The sequence below is a fragment of the Klebsiella sp. BIGb0138 genome, from assembly GCF_004342285.1.
In the GTDB taxonomy this organism is placed as follows: Bacteria; Pseudomonadota; Gammaproteobacteria; order Enterobacterales; family Enterobacteriaceae; genus Klebsiella.
This window is the reverse complement of the sequence record NZ_SMCV01000017.1, coordinates 24004-41435: the sequence shown is the minus strand read 5'-3', so window position 1 is coordinate 41435 and position 17432 is coordinate 24004. Positions and strand designations below refer to the sequence as shown.

Sequence of the window (17432 nt, the reverse complement as noted above, 5' to 3'; positions counted from 1 at the left end):
GCTCTCGCGTTACTGAAGAATAGCGTCCCGCCCCTGGCGAATATCGCGCGGCGACCATGAAAACTCCCGGCGAAAAAGCGTCGAAAAGTGGTTACTGTCGCCAAATCCGCAGCGATAGGCGATATCCGTCACGCTTTCATCGCTATGGCGCAGCAGGTGACGCGCCTTCACTAACCGCACCCGGTTGAGGTAGCGCTGCGGCGTCAAACCCGTTTGCTGCTTAAGCTGACGATGCAAGGTCCGCAGCGACAGTGAAAACTTCGCCGCCACCTCCTCCCAGCACACCTCGTCGGCGAAGTGATCTTCCAGCCAGGCCAGCAGATGATTGAGCCGCGCTTCGTTGTCCGCCGCCTCTTCCGCAAGGCTGCTTTTACGCAGCAGCACCAGCAGCTGCATAAACAGAATCTCGCGGCCGGCGATGGTATGCATATCCGCTTCGTGGCCGGCATGGTCCAGCCGATCGACAATCTGCCGTACCTGCTGCAGCACCGTCTGATTCACCCGCCAGTGGGAGAGATAGTTTCCCTCCTGCTCCTGGGGCAACAGCTGATTAACCCCGTTGAGAAAGCGAAAGGCATCCGGCGCGCGATACAGCACGTTGGTCAGACACAAATTGTCGGTGTGCTCATAGAGATGACGGTCGTGATCGCGAATAAAACACACCGAGCCACCGCTGATGGTATAGGGCTGCCCGTTAAAAACGTGGATCCCGGTGCCGTGCTCAACGATGACGATTTCATGGAAATCGTGGTGATGTTCCGGAAACGCCGACTGAGGGAGGCGTGGCTCAATGGCAACAGCAGAAGTCCCGGACTTAAAGAAATCCACACTGTGCAATATGGTCATAGCTGCGCCCTCGAAATGAGAAATGTTATCAATCAGTGAAGCAAATAGTAATTAAGGGTTAGCATTCCGGCCTTCAATTTTTGACCGCAAAATTCGTAAAGCCTGCCGCATTTTCAAGAAATAGCCGGAAAGATCGGGAACTGCGGACAACATCACATCCCTGACCGTCCCGCTGATTAAGCGAAATTGTGACCTCTCTCACGGTCACCTTTGCTTTGTTGCCAGCCGCCAATTTTCCCTGTCCGTGGCAAGAAGGTCGGCGGCGCATGACTTTTTTAGACTGCTGACAATGATTTTCACAAGGATCTCCCCATGAGCTTTCGTCATTGTGTAGCCGTTGATTTAGGCGCCTCCAGCGGGCGGGTCATGCTTGCCCGCTACGACCGCGCGCAGCGTGCGCTGACGCTGCGTGAGATTCATCGTTTCACCAATAGTCTGCGCAAGGTGGCGGGCTATGACTGTTGGGATATCGACCGTCTGGAAGGCGAAATTCGCCGCGGGCTGGCAAAGGTCTGCGAACAGGGAATCGCCATCGATAGCATCGGTATTGATACCTGGGGCGTGGATTATGTGCTGCTGAACGAGCAGGGGCAACGCGTCGGCCTACCGATCTCCTACCGCGACGCTCGCACCCACGGTCTGATGCAGCATGCTGAAGAGCAGATAGGACGCGCCGAGATCTACCGTCGCAGCGGCATCCAGTTTATGCCCTTCAACACCCTGTATCAGCTGCGCGCACTGGTTGAACAACAGCCTGAACTGGTCAGCCAGGCCGTGCATGCGCTGCTGATCCCCGACTATTTCAGCTTCCGTCTGACCGGCAGGATGAACTGGGAATACACCAACGCCACCACCACCCAGCTGGTCAATATTGATAGCGATAGCTGGGATGACGACCTGCTGAGCTGGACCGGGGCGCCGCGCGCGTGGTTCGGCACGCCGCGTCATCCGGGTAACGTGATCGGCCACTGGACGTGTCCGCAGGGGAACGCCATTCCGGTGGTCGCTGTCGCCAGTCACGATACCGCCAGCGCGGTGATCGCCGCGCCGCTGTCCTCTCAGAACGCCGCTTATCTCTCTTCCGGCACCTGGTCGCTGATGGGCTTTGAAAGCCGAACGCCTTACACCAGCAGCGAAGCGCTGAAGGCCAATATCACCAATGAAGGCGGTGCCGAAGGGCGCTATCGGGTGCTGAAAAATATCATGGGGCTCTGGCTGCTACAGCGGGTGTTGCAAGAGCAAAACATCGGTGAACTCTCTACGCTGATCGCCCGCGCCGAGCGGCTTCCGGCCTGCCGCTTTGTGATTGATTGCAACGACGACCGTTTTATCAATCCGCCCAATATGAGCGGCGAAATTCAGGCCGCCTGCCGCGAATCCGGGCAGCCGGTACCCATGGAGGCCGTCGAACTGGCGCGCTGCATTTTCGACAGTCTCGCTCTGCTCTACGCCCGCGTGCTCAACGAACTCACCCGGCTGCGCGGACAGCCGTTCAGCCAGCTGCATATCGTGGGCGGCGGCTGCCAGAACGCGCTGCTCAACCAGCTGTGCGCTGACGCCTGCGGCGTCACGGTGGTCGCCGGCCCTGTCGAGGCCTCTACGCTGGGCAATATCGGTATCCAGCTGATGACGCTGGATGAGCTGAATAACGTCGACGATTTCCGTCAGGTGGTGCGCCACAACTCTGCGCTCACCACGTTTACCCCCAATCCTGAAAACGAAATTGCCCGCTTCGTGGCGCAGTTTCAGTCGCAACAGAATAAGGAGCTTTGCGCATGACCACTCAACTTGAACAAGCCTGGGAGATTGCTAAACAGCGCTACGCTACCGTCGGCGTAGATGTCGAGGAGGCCTTGCGCCAGCTGGACCGCCTACCGGTATCAATGCACTGCTGGCAGGGCGATGACGTCGCCGGCTTCGAAAACCCGGAAGGAAATTTAACCGGCGGCATCCAGGCAACGGGCAATTATCCGGGCAAAGCGCGCAACGCCAGCGAACTGCGCGCCGATCTTGAGCAGGCGCTGAGCCTGATCCCCGGACCAAAACGCCTGAATCTGCACGCCCTTTATCTGGAATCGCAGACGCCGGTTGCGCGCAATGAAATCAAACCGGAACACTTCAGAAACTGGGTTGAGTGGGCCAAAGCCAACAAACTGGGGCTGGATTTTAACCCGTCCTGTTTCTCACACCCGCTGAGCGCCGACGGCTTTACCCTGTCGCATGCCAATGATGAGATCCGCCAGTTCTGGATCGATCACTGCAAGGCCAGCCGCCGCGTCTCGGCGTATTTCGGCGAACAGCTCGGCACCCCGTCGGTGATGAATATCTGGATCCCGGACGGCATGAAGGACATCACCGTTGACCGCTTCGCGCCGCGCCAGCGTCTGCTGAATGCGCTGGATGAAGTGATTAGCGAAAAACTCGACCCGGCGCACCATATCGATGCCGTGGAGAGCAAGCTGTTTGGCATCGGTGCCGAAAGCTACACCGTCGGCTCCAACGAGTTCTACATGGGCTACGCCACCAGCCGCCAGACCGCGCTGTGCCTCGATGCCGGTCACTTCCATCCCACGGAGGTGATTTCCGACAAGATCTCCGCCGCCATGCTCTATATCCCGCGCCTGCTGCTGCACGTCAGCCGCCCGGTCCGCTGGGATAGCGACCACGTGGTGCTGCTGGACGATGAAACCCAGGCGATCGCCAGCGAAATCATCCGTCACAACCTGTTTGACCGCGTACATATCGGCCTCGATTTCTTTGATGCTTCCATCAACCGCATCGCGGCATGGGTTATCGGTACCCGCAATATGAAGAAAGCGCTGCTGCGCGCGCTGCTGGAACCGACGGCACAGCTGCGTCAGCTGGAAGGTGATGGCGATTACACCGCCCGTCTGGCGCTGCTGGAAGAGCAAAAATGCCTGCCGTGGCAGGCGATCTGGGAAATGTACTGCCAGCGTCATGACACCCCGGCCGGTAGCCAGTGGCTGGATAGCGTACGGGCTTACGAAAAAGCGGTTCTGAGCCAGCGCGGATAATGCCGGATTTTCCCCCGGGTCGCGGCTGACGCCTGACCCGGGCTACGGATCGGCGCATTCTGCTCGTCCGGATAAGCCGTTTGCGACGCCATCACAGGACCCACGGCAGATAAACAACCTATTTACGGTGGGGGCAATCCCCGCACCGAATGAACAGGAAACACAAGACTATGCATAACATCATCCATTCCTGGTTCGTCCAGGGCATGATTAAAGCCACTTCCGATGCCTGGCTGAAGGGCTGGGACGAACGCAACGGCGGTAACCTGACGCTGCGCCTGGACGAAGCGGATATCGAACCGTTTACCGCCGATTTTCACGCCAGGCCGCGCTATATCGCCCTCAGCCAGCCGATGCCGGCGCTGGCGAACCAGCCGTTTATCGTGACCGGTTCCGGCAAATTTTTCCGCAACGTCCAGCTCGATCCCGCCGCCAATCTAGGGGTGGTCAAAGTCGACAGCGACGGCGCGGGTTATCACGTGTTATGGGGCCTGGAGGAGGATGCGGTACCGACCTCGGAATTACCGGCGCATTTCCTCTCCCATAGCGAGCGCATCAAACTGACCCACGGTAAAGACCGCGTAATCATGCACTGCCACGCCACCAACCTGATCGCCCTGACCTATGTGCTGGAGAACGACAGCGATCTGTTCACCCGCAAACTGTGGGAAGGCAGTACCGAATGCCTGGTGGTCTTCCCGGACGGCGTCGGCATTCTACCGTGGATGGTGCCGGGTACCGATGAAATCGGCCAGGCCACCGCCCAGGAAATGCGCCAGCATTCGCTGGTGCTGTGGCCCTTCCACGGCGTCTTCGGCAGCGGCCCGACGCTGGACGAAACCTTCGGTCTGATCGACACCGCCGAAAAATCCGCCGAAGTGCTGGTGAAAGTCTATTCCATGGGCGGCATGAAGCAGACCATCACCCGCGAAGAGCTCATCGCGCTGGGCAAACGCTTTGCGGTACAACCCATGCAGTCCGCTTTAGATCTGTATCAATAACAACATCGCGCCCCGCTCACGGAGACGGGGCGAACTCTGTCGCCTGCAAATCATTCCCTGAATATGCGCCATGCAGGAAGGCGGCGTCGCAGCTCCCCGGAGCTGACAAATCGGCAAGAAGCCGATTTGAACGCCGCTTGCAGCAGTCCCAAAGGGGCGAGGTCCACGGACAGACCGGGTACGACAAGCCAAGGCATCTGCAAGGCGCAAGACGACGGGAAGCTAACTCAATCATGTGGAGTAAAAGCAATGAAAATAAAACCAAGCTTGATCCTCACCGTTGCCGCCCTGGCGCTGTCCGGTTCCGCTTTAGCAGAAGTTAAAATCGCCCTGGTGGCGAAATCGTTGGGAAATGGATTCTTCGAAGCAGCGAACGTCGGCGCACAGGAAGCGGCCAAAGAGTTAGGCGATGTGAAAGTGATCTATACCGGGCCGACCACCACCACGGCGGAAGCGCAGATCGAAGTACTGAACGGATTGATCGCCCAGGGAGTGGATGCGATCGCTATCTCCGCCAACGATCCTGACGCCGTGGTCCCGGTACTGAAAAAAGCCATGCAGCGCGGTATTAAGGTCGTCTCCTGGGACTCCGGCGTCGCCCCGGCGGGGCGGCAGATTCATTTAAATCCCTCCAATAATGCCTTGATTGGCGAAACCAACGTTAAGCTTGCCGCCGATGCCTTAAAAGCGCTGAATGTTGAAAAAGGGGAGGTGGCCGTGTTAAGCGCCACCCCGACCTCCACGAACCAGAATATCTGGATTGCGGAGATGAAAAAGGTGCTGCCGAAGTATCCGTCCGTCGATCTGGTCACCGTCGCCTATGGTGACGATCTGTCTGATAAAAGCTACCGCGAAGCGGTGGGCCTGCTGAAGTCATATCCCGATCTGAAAGTCATCGTTTCCCCTTCATCGGTAGGGATCGTTGCCGCCGCGCAGGCGGTGAAGGATCAGGGCAAAATCGGCAAGGTCTACGTGACCGGGCTGGGGCTACCGTCGGAAATGGCCGGGGCGATTAAGTCCGGCGCCAGCAAAAGCTTCGCTATCTGGAACCCGATTGACCTTGGCTACGCCGCCACCTATCTGGCCGACGACTTAGTCAAAGGCACGGCGACGAAAACCGAAGCCAGCATGGGCAAGCTGGGCAAAGTGACGCTGGATGCCGACGGTAACGGGGCGATGGCCGAGCCGTTCGTCTACGATGCCAGCAACATCGATAAATTCTCAAAAATCTTTTGACCCCGCTCCCCTCTCCCTGCGCGGGAGAGGGGAAAAACTGGAGAATTATCATGACGGCATCCACTCCTCTGCTGTCGCTTAAGGGCATCACCAAGGTTTTTCCTGGTGTACGTGCCCTTGAGAACGTACAGCTCGATCTCTGGCCCGGCAAAGTCACCGCCTTAATTGGCGAGAACGGCGCGGGCAAATCCACGCTGGTCAAAGTGATGACCGGCATTTATCAGCCCGAAGAGGGCGAAATTCTCTATAAAGCGATCCCAATCCAGCTACCGAATCCGGAGTCGGCGCATAAGGTCGGGATCACCGCCATTCATCAGGAAACCGTGCTGTTTGACGAGCTCTCAGTCACCGAGAATATTTTCGCCGGCCAGTATCTGCATACCGGCCTGCTGAAAAAGCTCGACTGGCCCGCCATGCACCGTAAAGCCAGCGAGATCCTCAACCGTCTTGAGGTGCAGATTGACCCGCGCGCTACGCTGAAAACCCTGAGCATCGCCCAGCGTCATATGGTAGCCATTGCCCGGGCGCTCTCTTTTGCAGCCCAGGTGGTGATTCTTGATGAGCCGACCGCCGCGCTTTCTCAGCATGAAATCCTGGAATTTTATCAAATCGTTGAGCGTCTGAAGCAGGAGGGGAAAGCGATTCTGTTTATCTCGCATAAGTTCGACGAGATTTTCGAACTGGCGGACTACTACACCATTCTGCGCGACGGCGCTTACGTCAGCTCCGGCGCGATTAACGACATCACCGAAGAGCGGATGGTAGCGATGATGGTCGGTCGCGCCATCACTCAAACCTACCCAAAAGTCGACTCGCCCCCCGGGGAGACGGTGCTGGAGGTGAAAGACCTCAGCCATCCCACCGAGTTCGCGCATATCAACTTCAGCCTGCGCAAAGGGGAAATTCTCGGCTTTTACGGCCTGGTCGGCGCCGGGCGTACCGAGCTGATGCAGGCGCTGTCCGGGGTTTCGCATCCCTCTTCCGGCGAGATCGTACTGAAAGGCAAAAGCATGCGCTTTCGTCAGCCTGCCGATGCCATCAGCGCCGGTATCGTCTGCGTCCCGGAGGAACGGCAGAAGCAGGGGGCGATTATTGCCCTGTCGATCGCCCAGAACATCAGCCTGCCGCAGCTGCGCAAACTCAACCCCCGCGGCGTGCTTAACGCCGCGCGCGAATGGCGGCTGGCCGATGAATACGCCTCGCGCTTACAGGTTAAAGCCTTTAGCTGGCAGCAGGCGGTCGAAACCCTCTCCGGCGGTAATCAGCAAAAAGTGGTGATCGGCAAATGGCTGGCCACCCATCCGGAGGTGATCATCCTTGATGAACCGACGAAGGGGATCGATATCGGTTCCAAAGCGGCGGTACATCAGTTTATGTCCGAACTGGTCAGCCAGGGACTGGCGGTGATCATGGTGTCGTCAGAGCTGCCGGAAGTGATGGGGATGGCGGATCGCATCATCGTGATGCACGAAGGGCTGATGGTTGCCGAATACCGCGCGGGTGAAGCGACGGCGGAAACCATCGTCAGCGCCGCCAGCGGCATTGGTCAGGAGGCAGCGTAATGTGGCGACAACTGCTTAACCACCGCGAAGCGCTGCTGGCGGCGGTCATCGTGTTGATGATCGGCGCCATCGGCAGCCGGGCGCCGTCGTTTATCGCCCCGGAAAACCTGGTGGAAATGTTTAACGACACCTCGATTCTGATCATTCTCGCGCTTGGCCAGATGATGGTGCTGCTGACGAAAGGTATCGATCTGTCGATGGCCGCCAACCTGGCGCTGACCGGGATGATCGTCGCTCTGCTCAACGCCCACTATCCCGGCGTACCGGTATGGGCGCTGCTGATTCTGGCCACCGTACTGGGGTTGCTGATGGGGGTAATCAACGGCCTGCTGGTCTGGCGTCTCGGTATTCCGGCCATCGTGGTTACGCTCGGTACCATGAGTATCTATCGCGGCATTATCTTTCTGCTCTCCGACGGCGGTTGGGTTAACTCGCACCAGATGAGCGCCGATTTTCTCGGCCTGCCGCGCGCTTCGCTGCTGGGCCTGCCGCTGCTGAGCTGGTACGCCATCGGCGCGTTGCTGCTGGTCGGCTATTTCTTACGCTATAGCCGCACCGGGCGAGCCCTGTACACCGCAGGCGGCAACGCCACGGCGGCGTATTACACCGGAATTAACGCCGGAAAAATGCAGTTCGTCAGCTTCTGCCTTTCCGGCGCGCTGGCCGGATTCTGCGGCTATCTGTGGATCTCGCGTTTTGCCGTCGCCTACGTCGATGTCGCCAACGGTTTTGAACTGCAGGTGGTCGCCGCCTGCGTTATCGGCGGTATCAGCACCATGGGCGGTACCGGTCGGGTGCTCGGCTGCCTGTGCGGCGCTTTGTTCCTCGGCGTTATCAATAACGCGCTGCCGGTAATCGGTATTTCGCCGTTCTGGCAAATGGCGATTTCCGGCGCGGTGATCGTCATTGCGGTGCTGCTTAACGAGCGCGGCAATAGAGGCCACGGACGGTTAATCCTGCGTAACGCGGCGTTAGCCCGGCAGAAACAGGCGGTGAAATCATGAGTAAAATGATGATGTCTGAAGAGATGAAAAGCGCCCCGGTCGCGTCGTCGCCGCTGAGCCGCCTGCTGTGCTGGGAAGGCTTCCTGCTGGCGGTCACCCTGGCGGTATTCGCGGTAAACGCCCTGGCGTCGCCCTACTTCCTCAATATCTGGAATCTGTCGGACGCCACGTTTAACTTCACCGAAAAAGCGATTATCGTGCTGCCGATGGCGATGCTGATTATCGCCCGCGAAATCGACCTCTCGGTGGCCTCAACGATGGCGTTAAGTTCAACGGTCATGGGCTTCTGCGCCGCGGCGGGGATAGACACGTCGCTGCTGGTTGTCATCGGATTGGGCGTCGGCCTGCTGTGCGGCCTGTTTAACGGCATTCTGGTGACGCGCTTTAACCTGTCGTCGATCGTGATCACCATCGGCACCATGAGCCTGTATCGCGGTATGACCTACATCCTGCTGGGCGACAAGGCGCTCAATCACTATCCGGACAGCTTCGCGTGGTTCGGCCAGGGCTACGTGTGGGGGGCGCTGTCGTTCGAGTTCGCGCTGTTTATCCTCCTCGCCGCCGCCTTTACCTTCCTGCTGCACAAGACCAACTTCGGCCGCCGGACCTACGCCATCGGCAATAACCCGACCGGGGCCTGGTTTTCCGGGATCAACGTGAAGCGCCACAACCTGGTGCTGTTCGCGCTGGTCGGATTGATGGCCGGGCTGGCCGCGGTACTGCTGACTTCCAGGCTCGGCAGCACCCGTCCAACGCTGGCAATGGGCTGGGAGCTGGCGGTGGTCACCATGGCGGTTCTCGGTGGCGTCAATATTCTCGGCGGTTCCGGCAGCATGGTGGGGGTGATTATCGCCGCCTTCCTGATGGGTCTGGTGACCTTCGGCCTGAGCCTGCTCAACGTACCGGGCATCGTGATGTCGATCATCATCGGCGCGATGCTGATCGTGGTGATCTCGCTGCCGATTATTACGCGGCGGATGATGCAGCGAAGACGGAGTTAATTGCCCCCTGCCCTGGCCCTCTTCCAGGAGGAACGGGGCGAGGGAAAACGGATTTCACAAAATAGAGATCAAGGAGAATTATCATGAGCTTTATGCTGGCACTACCCAAAATCAGCCTCCACGGCGCGGGCGCCATTGGCGATATGGTCAATCTGGTCGCAGGTAAACGGTGGGGCAAGGCGCTGATCGTCACCGACGGCCATCTGGTAAAAATGGGCCTGCTCGACAGCCTGTTCGCCGCGCTGGACGCCCGGCAGATGTCTTATCATCTGTTTGATGACGTCTTCCCTAATCCGACCGAAGCGCTGGTGCAAAAGGGCTATACGGCGTACCGGAAAGCAAACTGCAACTTTATTATCGCCTTTGGCGGCGGCAGCCCGATTGATACCGCCAAAGCGGTGAAAATCCTGACCGCCAACCCGGCTCCGTCCACCGCCTACGCCGGCGTCGGTAAGGTGAAAAACGCCGGCGTACCGCTGGTGGCGATCAACACCACCGCCGGAACGGCGGCTGAGATGACCAGCAATGCGGTGATCATCGACTCTGAACGCCAGGTGAAGGAGGTCATTATCGACCCCAATATTATCCCGGATATTGCCGTGGACGATGCCAGCGTGATGCTGGATATCCCGGCCTCAATCACCGCCGCCACCGGCATGGACGCGCTGACCCACGCTATTGAAGCCTTCGTTTCCGTTGGCGCCCACCCGCTCACCGATGCCAACGCGCTGGAAGCGATTCGCCTGATAAACCTGTGGCTGCCGGAAGCGGTTGCCGACGGGCATAACCTCGAAGCCCGCGAGCAGATGGCTTTTGGTCAATATCTGGCGGGAATGGCATTCAACAGCGCCGGTCTCGGCCTGGTCCACGCGCTGGCCCACCAACCGGGGGCAACCCACAACCTGCCGCACGGCGTGTGCAACGCTATCCTGCTGCCGATCATCGAAAACTTTAACCGCCCGAACGCCATCGCCCGCTTTGCCCGCGTCGCGCAGGCGATGGGCGTCGATACCCGCAGCATGAGCGATGAAGCCGCCAGCATGGAGGCCATCAACGCCATCCGCGCGCTGAGCAAACGCGTCGGTATTCCGCAGGGCTTCAGCCAGCTCGGCGTCAGCAAAACCGATATCGAAGGCTGGCTGGACAAGGCGTTGGCCGACCCCTGCGCGCCGTGCAATCCACGCGCCGCCAGCCGCGATGAAGTTCGTGAGCTGTATCTGGAGGCATTATGATTCGTAAAGCTTTTGTGATGCAGGTGCATCCCGAGGCGCACGAAGAGTATCAGCGCCGCCACGCTCCGATTTGGCCGGAGCTGGAAGACGTGCTGAAGGCCCACGGGGCGCATCATTACGCGATTTATCTCGATAAAGCACGCCACCTGCTGTTCGCCACGGTGGAGATTGAATCGGAAGAGCGCTGGAATGCCGTCGCCGGTACCGAAGTGTGCCAGCGCTGGTGGCGACATATGCGCGACGTGATGCCTGCTAATCCGGACAACAGCCCGCTCAGCGCGGAGCTAAAAGAAGTGTTTTATCTCGACTGAATCACACAATCTACCGCCTGAACAAACGACGCCCTGGCTTTCGGGACGTCGTTTTGCTGCGCCATCGCCCGACAACATACTTCCACGTCCCTCCGCGGAAACCGCATGCCCAAATCCCGGCAGCAGGCTAGTTTTGCTCGGCAACCAGGATGGCCTGGGTATCCGGCTCCAGCGCCTGGAAGAGATGTTCCTGATCCGCCGGATAGCAGATGTAGTCCCCCTCACCCAGCTCTTCCGGGGCTTCGGTCAAGCCAACCCGCGCCCGCCCCTGGGTGATAATGATGTGTTCAACCGAACCCGGCGGATGCGGGTGCGAGACCCGGTCAGCGCCAGGCTGGGTCAACAATAAATAGATATCGCGACGGGCGCCCGGCGGGCAGGTAGCCAGCAGGATGGCCTGATAGTGGGCCTGTTCGGCCACCACTTTTGTTCCTTCACCGCGACGCAATACCTGCGTTTTTTGCGTCTGCGGCTCCAGCAGCCGGGCAAAAGGAATATCGAGCGCGACACAGAGCGCCCACAGGGTTTCCAGGCTCGGGTTGCCGTTAGCGGATTCCAGCTGCGATAACGTTGATTTGGCAATCCCCGCCCGGCGCGCGACTTCTGCCAGCGAGAGACCGGTTCTCGCACGCTCGCGCACCAGACTTTTGGCAATCAGGCTGATTGGCGGTGTCATACACGGCTCCGTGTTTTTTATATCGAACGATTCGTTCGACTTGAAAGTCGATAGTGTTGCGTTCATTATAATGGAAATTCGTTCGATATGGCTAAAATGTATGCGGCAATATTTCTCTCGTCTCAAAGGAGACACGCTAAAAGCGATATTTTTAGTATGCCTGGCGGTCGGCATCGTCGGCATGTCCTATGGCTCGCTGGCGATGGCCTATGGTTTCCCGATGTGGGTACCGTTCGTGCTCTCTGTTTCCGTGCTGGCAGGCGCATCGGAATTTATGTTTATCGGCATCGTAGCCAGCGGCGGTAACCCGCTGGCGGCCGCTGCCGCAGGCTTACTGGTTAACGCCCGGCATGTGCCGTTTGGCGTCACGGTACGCGACCTGGTCGGCAAGCGCGGCGCCAGCCTGTTGGGCTGCCACATTATGAATGATGAAAGCGTGGTGTTCGGCTTATCACAAAAAACGCCGGAGCAGCGTAAAGCCGCCTACTGGCTGTGCGGGCTGGGCGTGGCGATTTTATGGCCCGCGGGAGCGCTACTCGGCGCCATGGTCGGCAAACTGTTGCCCGCCCCGGAAACCATCGGCCTGGATGCGGTGTTCCCCGCCATTCTGCTGGCCCTGGTGGTACCGGCGTTTAAAAACCGCACGACCCTGATCCGGGCCTGTAGCGGTGCCGCGTTATCTCTCGCCGCGGTGCCTTTTGCCCCGCCAGGCTTGCCGGTACTGCTCTCTCTGCTGGGCTTAATGACGAGGAAAAAATAATGGCTCACATCACGCTGTTGATCGTCGGCATGGCGATTCTATCGGGAGGGACCTATTTGATGCGTCTCGGCGGGGCGAAACTCGGCAATCGCTTAGCGCTCTCTGAACGTTCTCAGGCGCTACTGTCTGACGCCGCAACGGTATTGCTGTTTTCGGTCGCCCTGGCCACCACCTTTTATGAGGGTGAACATTTTGCCGGCATGGCACGGGTGCTGGGGGTCGGCTGCGCCGTTTTTCTCGCCTGGCGTAAGATGCCGCTGATCGTGGTGATTATCGCGGCGGCCGTAGCCACAGCGCTGCTGCGTCTGGCGGGTATTCACTAAAAAAGCGCCCGTAGGCGCTCTTTCGACTGGAGCAATACTCCCTCTGGAATACGCTTATTTGTTCAGTTCTGCCGTCATATGTACACGGTTACCGGTGAAGGCTTCGGTGATGGTGTAAGACGATGCACCTGCGGCCTGAGCCTGGGCGGCGATTTTCGCTTCTGCACCGTCCATTGTCGACGCGCTAGCGCTGACAGACTGCGCAGCGAAGGAGCCAAAAGAAGCGGCCAGAGCGATAACTGCGACAAAAGTTTTGATGCTTTTCATGAGATAAACCCTTTACGTTAGTTGTTTGGATAAGGCGCTGTGCCTTGATGTGATAAATAATAGCCCTCACATCGCCGAACAAAAAGCAGAAGGATTTGTTGTCATCATTCAAAAAAACTGACTTAAATTTAAGCCGCGATTAACCGCTGCGGATGGGTGTAAATCGTTGCCCTGCCTGGCTTGCAAAAACCCACCAGCGTCAGGTTACAACGTTCCGCCACTTCTACCGCCAGAGCGGTGGCGGCGGAAACGGCAAACAGAATCTCGACGCCGCACATCGCCGCCTTCTGCACCATCTCGTAGCTGGCACGGCTGGAGACTAACGCCGCCCCGTGCTGCCAGTCGTCCCCCTCCTCCACACGCCGGCCAAGCAGTTTATCCAGCGCCACGTGACGACCGACATCTTCATGCCCGCCCGTCAGCTCACCGGACGGACGCAGCCACGCCGCCGCATGAGTACATCCGGTCACCCGACCGATCGGCTGAACATCATTCAGATGCTCCAGCGCGCGATCGAGATGCGCCAGGTTGAAGGTTTGTGTAAAAGGTAATGGTTTCACCGGCCTGCCGATATCATTTAACTGCTCAACGCCGCATACACCGCAGCCCGTTCGCCCGGCCAGCGCGCGCCGACGCTCTTTAAGCCCCATAAAACGGCGGCTGGAGAGCTCAATCTGCACTTCCAGACCGTTGCATGCCTGCACCACCTCCATCCCGTAGATCTCTCGTCGGTTTTCGATAATCCCTTCGGATAACGAAAACCCCACGGCAAACCGTTCAAGATCGCTGGGAGAGGCCATCATCACGACGTGTGAGATGCCGTTATAGACCAGCGCAACGGGAACCTCCTCCGCTAACTCGTCAGACTGAGGATGTTGCAAATTCTCGCGCTTCCAGAGCGTGACCTGACGGTAACCTGTGATATTCGTCACATTTCCAACTTGTTGATGAGGGTTCTTATTCACTTTGTCTTAACCGTATTGGAACAGGCATACACACAATGTGGTATTCTTTACATACCCCTTCAAGTAAAAGAGTGATCACCCCCAATTCTGAACCTTTGCGACCCTTACCGCAAAGTAAATAACTACATGTGACAATGTCGATACAAGGAGTGAACCATGCAGGTCAGCAGAAGGCAGTTCTTTAAGATCTGCGCTGGCGGTATGGCAGGCACAACGGCTGCAGCGCTGGGTTTTGCCCCAGGCGCTGCGCTCGCGGAAACCCGGCAATATAAGCTGCTGCGTACCCGTGAAACCCGTAACACCTGTACGTACTGTTCTGTCGGTTGTGGGCTGTTAATGTATAGCCTCGGTGACGGTGCAAAAAACGCCAAAGCATCCATTTTTCATATCGAAGGTGACCCGGACCATCCGGTCAACCGTGGTGCGCTCTGCCCGAAAGGGGCGGGACTGGTAGACTTTATCCATTCCGAAAGCCGCCTGAAATTCCCGGAATATCGCGCGCCAGGCTCCGACAAATGGCAGCAAATCAGCTGGGATGAAGCGTTCGATCGCATCGCGAAGCTGATGAAAGAAGACCGCGATGCCAACTTTATTGCGCAAAACGACGCCGGCACCACCGTCAACCGCTGGTTGACCACCGGGATGCTGTGCGCCTCCGCATCAAGTAACGAAACCGGCTATTTAACGCAGAAATTCACCCGCGCGCTCGGTATGCTCGCGGTCGACAACCAGGCGCGCGTCTGACACGGACCAACGGTAGCAAGTCTTGCTCCAACATTTGGTCGCGGTGCGATGACCAACCACTGGGTTGACATTAAAAACGCCAACCTGATCGTGGTAATGGGCGGTAATGCCGCTGAAGCGCACCCGGTAGGGTTCCGCTGGGCGATGGAAGCCAAAATTCACAACGGCGCGAAGCTGATTGTTATCGACCCACGCTTTACGCGTACCGCGTCGGTAGCCGACTTCTATACCCCGATTCGTTCCGGGACTGACATTACCTTCCTGTCAGGCGTTATCCTGTACCTGTTGAATAACGAAAAATTCAACCGCGAGTACACCGAAGCCTATACCAACGCCAGCCTGATCGTGCGTGAGGATTACAGCTTCGACGATGGCCTGTTCAGCGGCTATAACGCGGAAAAACGCAGCTACGATAAGACCAGCTGGAACTATGAGCTGGATGAAAACGGCTTCGCCAAACGCGATACCTCTCTGCAACATCCGCGCTGCGTATGGAACCTGCTGAAACAGCACGTTTCCCGCTATACCCCGGACGTCGTGGAAAATATCTGCGGTACGCCAAAGGCCGACTTCCTGAAAGTCTGCGAGTACATCGCCGAAACCAGCGCGCCGGATAAAACCGCGTCATTCCTCTACGCTCTCGGCTGGACGCAGCACTCTATCGGGGCGCAGAACATCCGTACAATGGCGATGATTCAGCTGCTGCTCGGCAATATGGGGATGGCCGGCGGCGGCGTGAACGCCCTGCGCGGTCACTCTAATATTCAGGGGCTGACCGACCTGGGACTGCTCTCCACCAGCCTGCCGGGTTATATGAACCTGCCAGGCGAAAAACAGGCCGACCTGCAAACCTACCTGACCGCCAACACGCCGAAACCGCTGCTGAAAGATCAGGTGAACTACTGGGGCAACTATCCGAAATTCTTCGTCTCGATGATGAAGGCCTTCTTTGGCGATAAAGCGACGGCTGAGAACAGCTGGGGCTTCGACTGGCTGCCGAAGTGGGATAAGAGTTACGACGTGCTGCAGTACTTCGACATGATGCACCAGGGCAAAGTGAACGGCTATCTGTGCCAGGGCTTTAACCCGGTCGCATCGTTCCCGAATAAAAACAAGGTCGTCGAGTCGCTGTCGAAACTGAAGTTTCTGGTGACCATCGATCCGCTCAACACCGAAACCTCTACCTTCTGGCAAAACCACGGTGAGTCGAACGATGTTGACCCGGCGAAAATCCAGACCGAAGTCTTCCGCCTGCCCTCCACCTGCTTCGCCGAAGAGAACGGTTCTATCGTCAACTCCGGGCGTTGGCTGCAGTGGCACTGGAAAGGCGCGGACGCCCCGGGGATTGCGACCACCGATGGTGAAATTCTGGCCGGTATCTTCTTACGCCTGCGGAAAATGTACGCCGAAGAAGGCGGCCCGACGCCAGAACCGGTGTTGAATATGACGTGGGACTACTCCACGCCGCACGAACCGGCTTCGGAAGAAGTGGCGATGGAGAGCAACGGTAAGGCGCTGGCGGACCTGACCGACCCGGTCACCGGCGCGGTGGTGGTGAAGAAAGGCCAGCAGCTCAGCTCTTTTGCGCAGCTGCGCGATGACGGCACCACCTCCAGCGGCTGCTGGATCTTCGCCGGGAGCTGGACGCCGGAAGGCAACCAGATGGCCCGCCGCGATAACGCCGACCCGTCAGGACTGGGTAATACGCTGGGCTGGGCCTGGGCGTGGCCGCTCAACCGCCGCATCCTGTATAACCGCGCCTCCGCGGACCCGCAGGGTAAACCGTGGGATCCGAAACGTCAGATTCTGAAATGGGATGGCGCCAAATGGGCCGGTATGGATATTCCGGACTACAGCGCGGCAGCGCCGGGCAGCGATGTCGGGCCGTTTATCATGCAGCCTGAAGGGATGGGCCGCCTGTTCGCCCTCGATAAGATGGCGGAGGGGCCGTTCCCGGAACACTACGAGCCGTTCGAAACGCCGCTGGGTACCAACCCGCTGCACCCGAATGTCGTCTCCAACCCGGCCGCCCGCGTCTTCAGCGGCGACCTGGAACAGATGGGGAAAGCGGATAGGTTCCCGTACGTCGGTACCACCTATCGTCTCACCGAGCACTTCCACTACTGGACCAAGCACGCGTTGCTCAACGCGATCGCGCAGCCGGAACAGTTCGTGGAAATCGGCGAGAAGCTGGCGAACAAGCTTGGTATCGGCCATGGCGATACCGTCAAAGTCTCCTCCAACCGCGGCTATATCAAAGCCAAGGCGGTGGTGACCAAGCGCATTCGCACGCTGAAAGTGGACGGCAAGGATATCGATACTATCGGTATTCCTATCCACTGGGGCTATGAAGGGGTGGCGAAGAAAGGCTTTATCGCCAACACGCTGACGCCGTTCGTCGGCGATGCGAACACGCAAACGCCGGAGTTTAAAGCCTTCCTCGTGAACGTGGAAAAGGTGTAACGGAGA

The 17432-nt window shown here is 58.4% G+C and carries 16 protein-coding genes; 12 read left to right on the top strand and 4 right to left on the bottom strand.

Features of this window, described 5'->3' with window-relative positions:
* Window positions 1–9: 9 nt before the first annotated feature.
* Window positions 10–846 (bottom strand): HTH-type transcriptional activator RhaS, encoded by an 837-nt coding sequence (gene rhaS, locus EDF73_RS25830; protein ID WP_132731804.1) that lies wholly within the window; start codon window positions 844–846, stop codon window positions 10–12.
* Between the two features lie 312 nt (window positions 847–1158).
* Between rhaS (EDF73_RS25830) and rhaB the strand changes: the two genes are divergently transcribed.
* The 9 genes from rhaB to rhaM all read left to right on the top strand — a co-directional run bounded on the left by rhaB (window position 1159) and on the right by rhaM (window position 11228).
* Window positions 1159–2625, top strand: coding sequence for a rhamnulokinase (gene rhaB / locus EDF73_RS25820; protein ID WP_132731802.1), 1467 nt, complete (start codon window positions 1159–1161; stop codon window positions 2623–2625).
* Window positions 2622–3881, top strand: a complete 1260-nt coding sequence (gene rhaA / locus EDF73_RS25815; RefSeq protein ID WP_132731801.1) for an L-rhamnose isomerase — start codon at window positions 2622–2624, stop codon at window positions 3879–3881. Before rhaB ends, rhaA begins: the two co-directional genes overlap by 4 nt.
* A 170-nt stretch (window positions 3882–4051) precedes the next feature.
* Window positions 4052–4882, top strand: coding sequence for a rhamnulose-1-phosphate aldolase (gene rhaD / locus EDF73_RS25810; protein WP_132731800.1), 831 nt, complete (start codon window positions 4052–4054; stop codon window positions 4880–4882).
* A gap of 249 nt (window positions 4883–5131) precedes the next feature.
* A complete protein-coding gene (rhaS, locus tag EDF73_RS25805) occupies window positions 5132–6118 on the top strand; it encodes a rhamnose ABC transporter substrate-binding protein (protein ID WP_132731799.1) in 987 nt (328 codons plus the stop codon).
* Window positions 6119–6168: 50 nt separating this feature from the next.
* Complete coding sequence (locus EDF73_RS25800) at window positions 6169–7680, top strand: sugar ABC transporter ATP-binding protein (RefSeq protein WP_132731798.1); 1512 nt, start codon at window positions 6169–6171, stop codon at window positions 7678–7680.
* Window positions 7680–8684, top strand: a complete 1005-nt coding sequence (locus EDF73_RS25795) for an ABC transporter permease (RefSeq protein WP_132731797.1) — start codon at window positions 7680–7682, stop codon at window positions 8682–8684. The genes EDF73_RS25800 and EDF73_RS25795 overlap by 1 nt, the downstream gene beginning before the upstream one ends.
* On the top strand, window positions 8681–9685 hold the full coding sequence (locus EDF73_RS25790) for an ABC transporter permease (RefSeq protein WP_132731796.1): 1005 nt from the start codon (window positions 8681–8683) through the stop codon (window positions 9683–9685). Before EDF73_RS25795 ends, EDF73_RS25790 begins: the two co-directional genes overlap by 4 nt.
* 83 nt (window positions 9686–9768) lie before the next feature.
* Window positions 9769–10917 carry a lactaldehyde reductase gene (fucO, locus tag EDF73_RS25785; RefSeq protein WP_132731795.1) on the top strand — a complete coding sequence of 383 codons (1149 nt, stop codon included), beginning with the start codon at window positions 9769–9771 and terminating at the stop codon, window positions 10915–10917.
* A complete protein-coding gene (gene rhaM / locus EDF73_RS25780; protein WP_132731794.1) occupies window positions 10914–11228 on the top strand; it encodes an L-rhamnose mutarotase in 315 nt (104 codons plus the stop codon). Before fucO ends, rhaM begins: the two co-directional genes overlap by 4 nt.
* Window positions 11229–11355: 127 nt before the next feature.
* On the opposite strand, the gene EDF73_RS25775 is transcribed toward rhaM, so the two are convergent.
* Entirely contained in the window at window positions 11356–11904 is a 549-nt protein-coding gene (locus EDF73_RS25775) for a helix-turn-helix domain-containing protein (protein ID WP_132731793.1), read from the bottom strand.
* A 100-nt stretch (window positions 11905–12004) separates the two neighbouring features.
* Here EDF73_RS25775 and EDF73_RS25770 point away from each other — a divergent pair, with 100 nt between their 5' ends.
* Both EDF73_RS25770 and EDF73_RS25765 read left to right on the top strand, forming a co-directional pair.
* Entirely contained in the window at window positions 12005–12664 is a 660-nt protein-coding gene (locus tag EDF73_RS25770; protein ID WP_132731792.1) for an AzlC family ABC transporter permease, read from the top strand.
* A complete protein-coding gene (locus EDF73_RS25765; RefSeq protein WP_132731791.1) occupies window positions 12664–12987 on the top strand; it encodes an AzlD domain-containing protein in 324 nt (107 codons plus the stop codon). The genes EDF73_RS25770 and EDF73_RS25765 overlap by 1 nt, the downstream gene beginning before the upstream one ends.
* Before the next feature lie 54 nt (window positions 12988–13041).
* On the opposite strand, the gene EDF73_RS25760 is transcribed toward EDF73_RS25765, so the two are convergent.
* Window positions 13042–13254 carry a YdgH/BhsA/McbA-like domain containing protein gene (locus tag EDF73_RS25760; protein WP_132731790.1) on the bottom strand — a complete coding sequence of 71 codons (213 nt, stop codon included), beginning with the start codon at window positions 13252–13254 and terminating at the stop codon, window positions 13042–13044.
* A gap of 128 nt (window positions 13255–13382) precedes the next feature.
* On the bottom strand, window positions 13383–14219 hold the full coding sequence (fdhD, locus tag EDF73_RS25755; RefSeq protein WP_132731789.1) for a formate dehydrogenase accessory sulfurtransferase FdhD: 837 nt from the start codon (window positions 14217–14219) through the stop codon (window positions 13383–13385).
* Window positions 14220–14375: 156 nt separating this feature from the next.
* Here fdhD and fdnG point away from each other — a divergent pair, with 156 nt between their 5' ends.
* Window positions 14376–17426 carry a formate dehydrogenase-N subunit alpha gene (gene fdnG, locus EDF73_RS25750; protein ID WP_132731788.1) on the top strand — a complete coding sequence of 1017 codons (3051 nt, stop codon included), beginning with the start codon at window positions 14376–14378 and terminating at the stop codon, window positions 17424–17426.
* Window positions 17427–17432 lie beyond the last annotated feature (6 nt).

Coding starts and splice junctions, on each gene's coding strand:
- EDF73_RS25770 (WP_132731792.1), top strand. CDS start 12,005: ATGCGGCAATATTTCTCTCGTCTCAAAGGAGACACGCTAAAAGCGATA.
- EDF73_RS25790 (WP_132731796.1), top strand. CDS start 8,681: ATGAGTAAAATGATGATGTCTGAAGAGATGAAAAGCGCCCCGGTCGCG.
- rhaA (WP_132731801.1), top strand. CDS start 2,622: ATGACCACTCAACTTGAACAAGCCTGGGAGATTGCTAAACAGCGCTAC.
- rhaM (WP_132731794.1), top strand. CDS start 10,914: ATGATTCGTAAAGCTTTTGTGATGCAGGTGCATCCCGAGGCGCACGAA.
- rhaB (WP_132731802.1), top strand. CDS start 1,159: ATGAGCTTTCGTCATTGTGTAGCCGTTGATTTAGGCGCCTCCAGCGGG.
- rhaD (WP_132731800.1), top strand. CDS start 4,052: ATGCATAACATCATCCATTCCTGGTTCGTCCAGGGCATGATTAAAGCC.
- EDF73_RS25765 (WP_132731791.1), top strand. CDS start 12,664: ATGGCTCACATCACGCTGTTGATCGTCGGCATGGCGATTCTATCGGGA.
- fucO (WP_132731795.1), top strand. CDS start 9,769: ATGAGCTTTATGCTGGCACTACCCAAAATCAGCCTCCACGGCGCGGGC.
- EDF73_RS25800 (WP_132731798.1), top strand. CDS start 6,169: ATGACGGCATCCACTCCTCTGCTGTCGCTTAAGGGCATCACCAAGGTT.
- rhaS (WP_132731804.1), bottom strand. CDS start 846: ATGACCATATTGCACAGTGTGGATTTCTTTAAGTCCGGGACTTCTGCT.
- EDF73_RS25775 (WP_132731793.1), bottom strand. CDS start 11,904: ATGACACCGCCAATCAGCCTGATTGCCAAAAGTCTGGTGCGCGAGCGT.
- rhaS (WP_132731799.1), top strand. CDS start 5,132: ATGAAAATAAAACCAAGCTTGATCCTCACCGTTGCCGCCCTGGCGCTG.
- EDF73_RS25795 (WP_132731797.1), top strand. CDS start 7,680: ATGTGGCGACAACTGCTTAACCACCGCGAAGCGCTGCTGGCGGCGGTC.
- EDF73_RS25760 (WP_132731790.1), bottom strand. CDS start 13,254: ATGAAAAGCATCAAAACTTTTGTCGCAGTTATCGCTCTGGCCGCTTCT.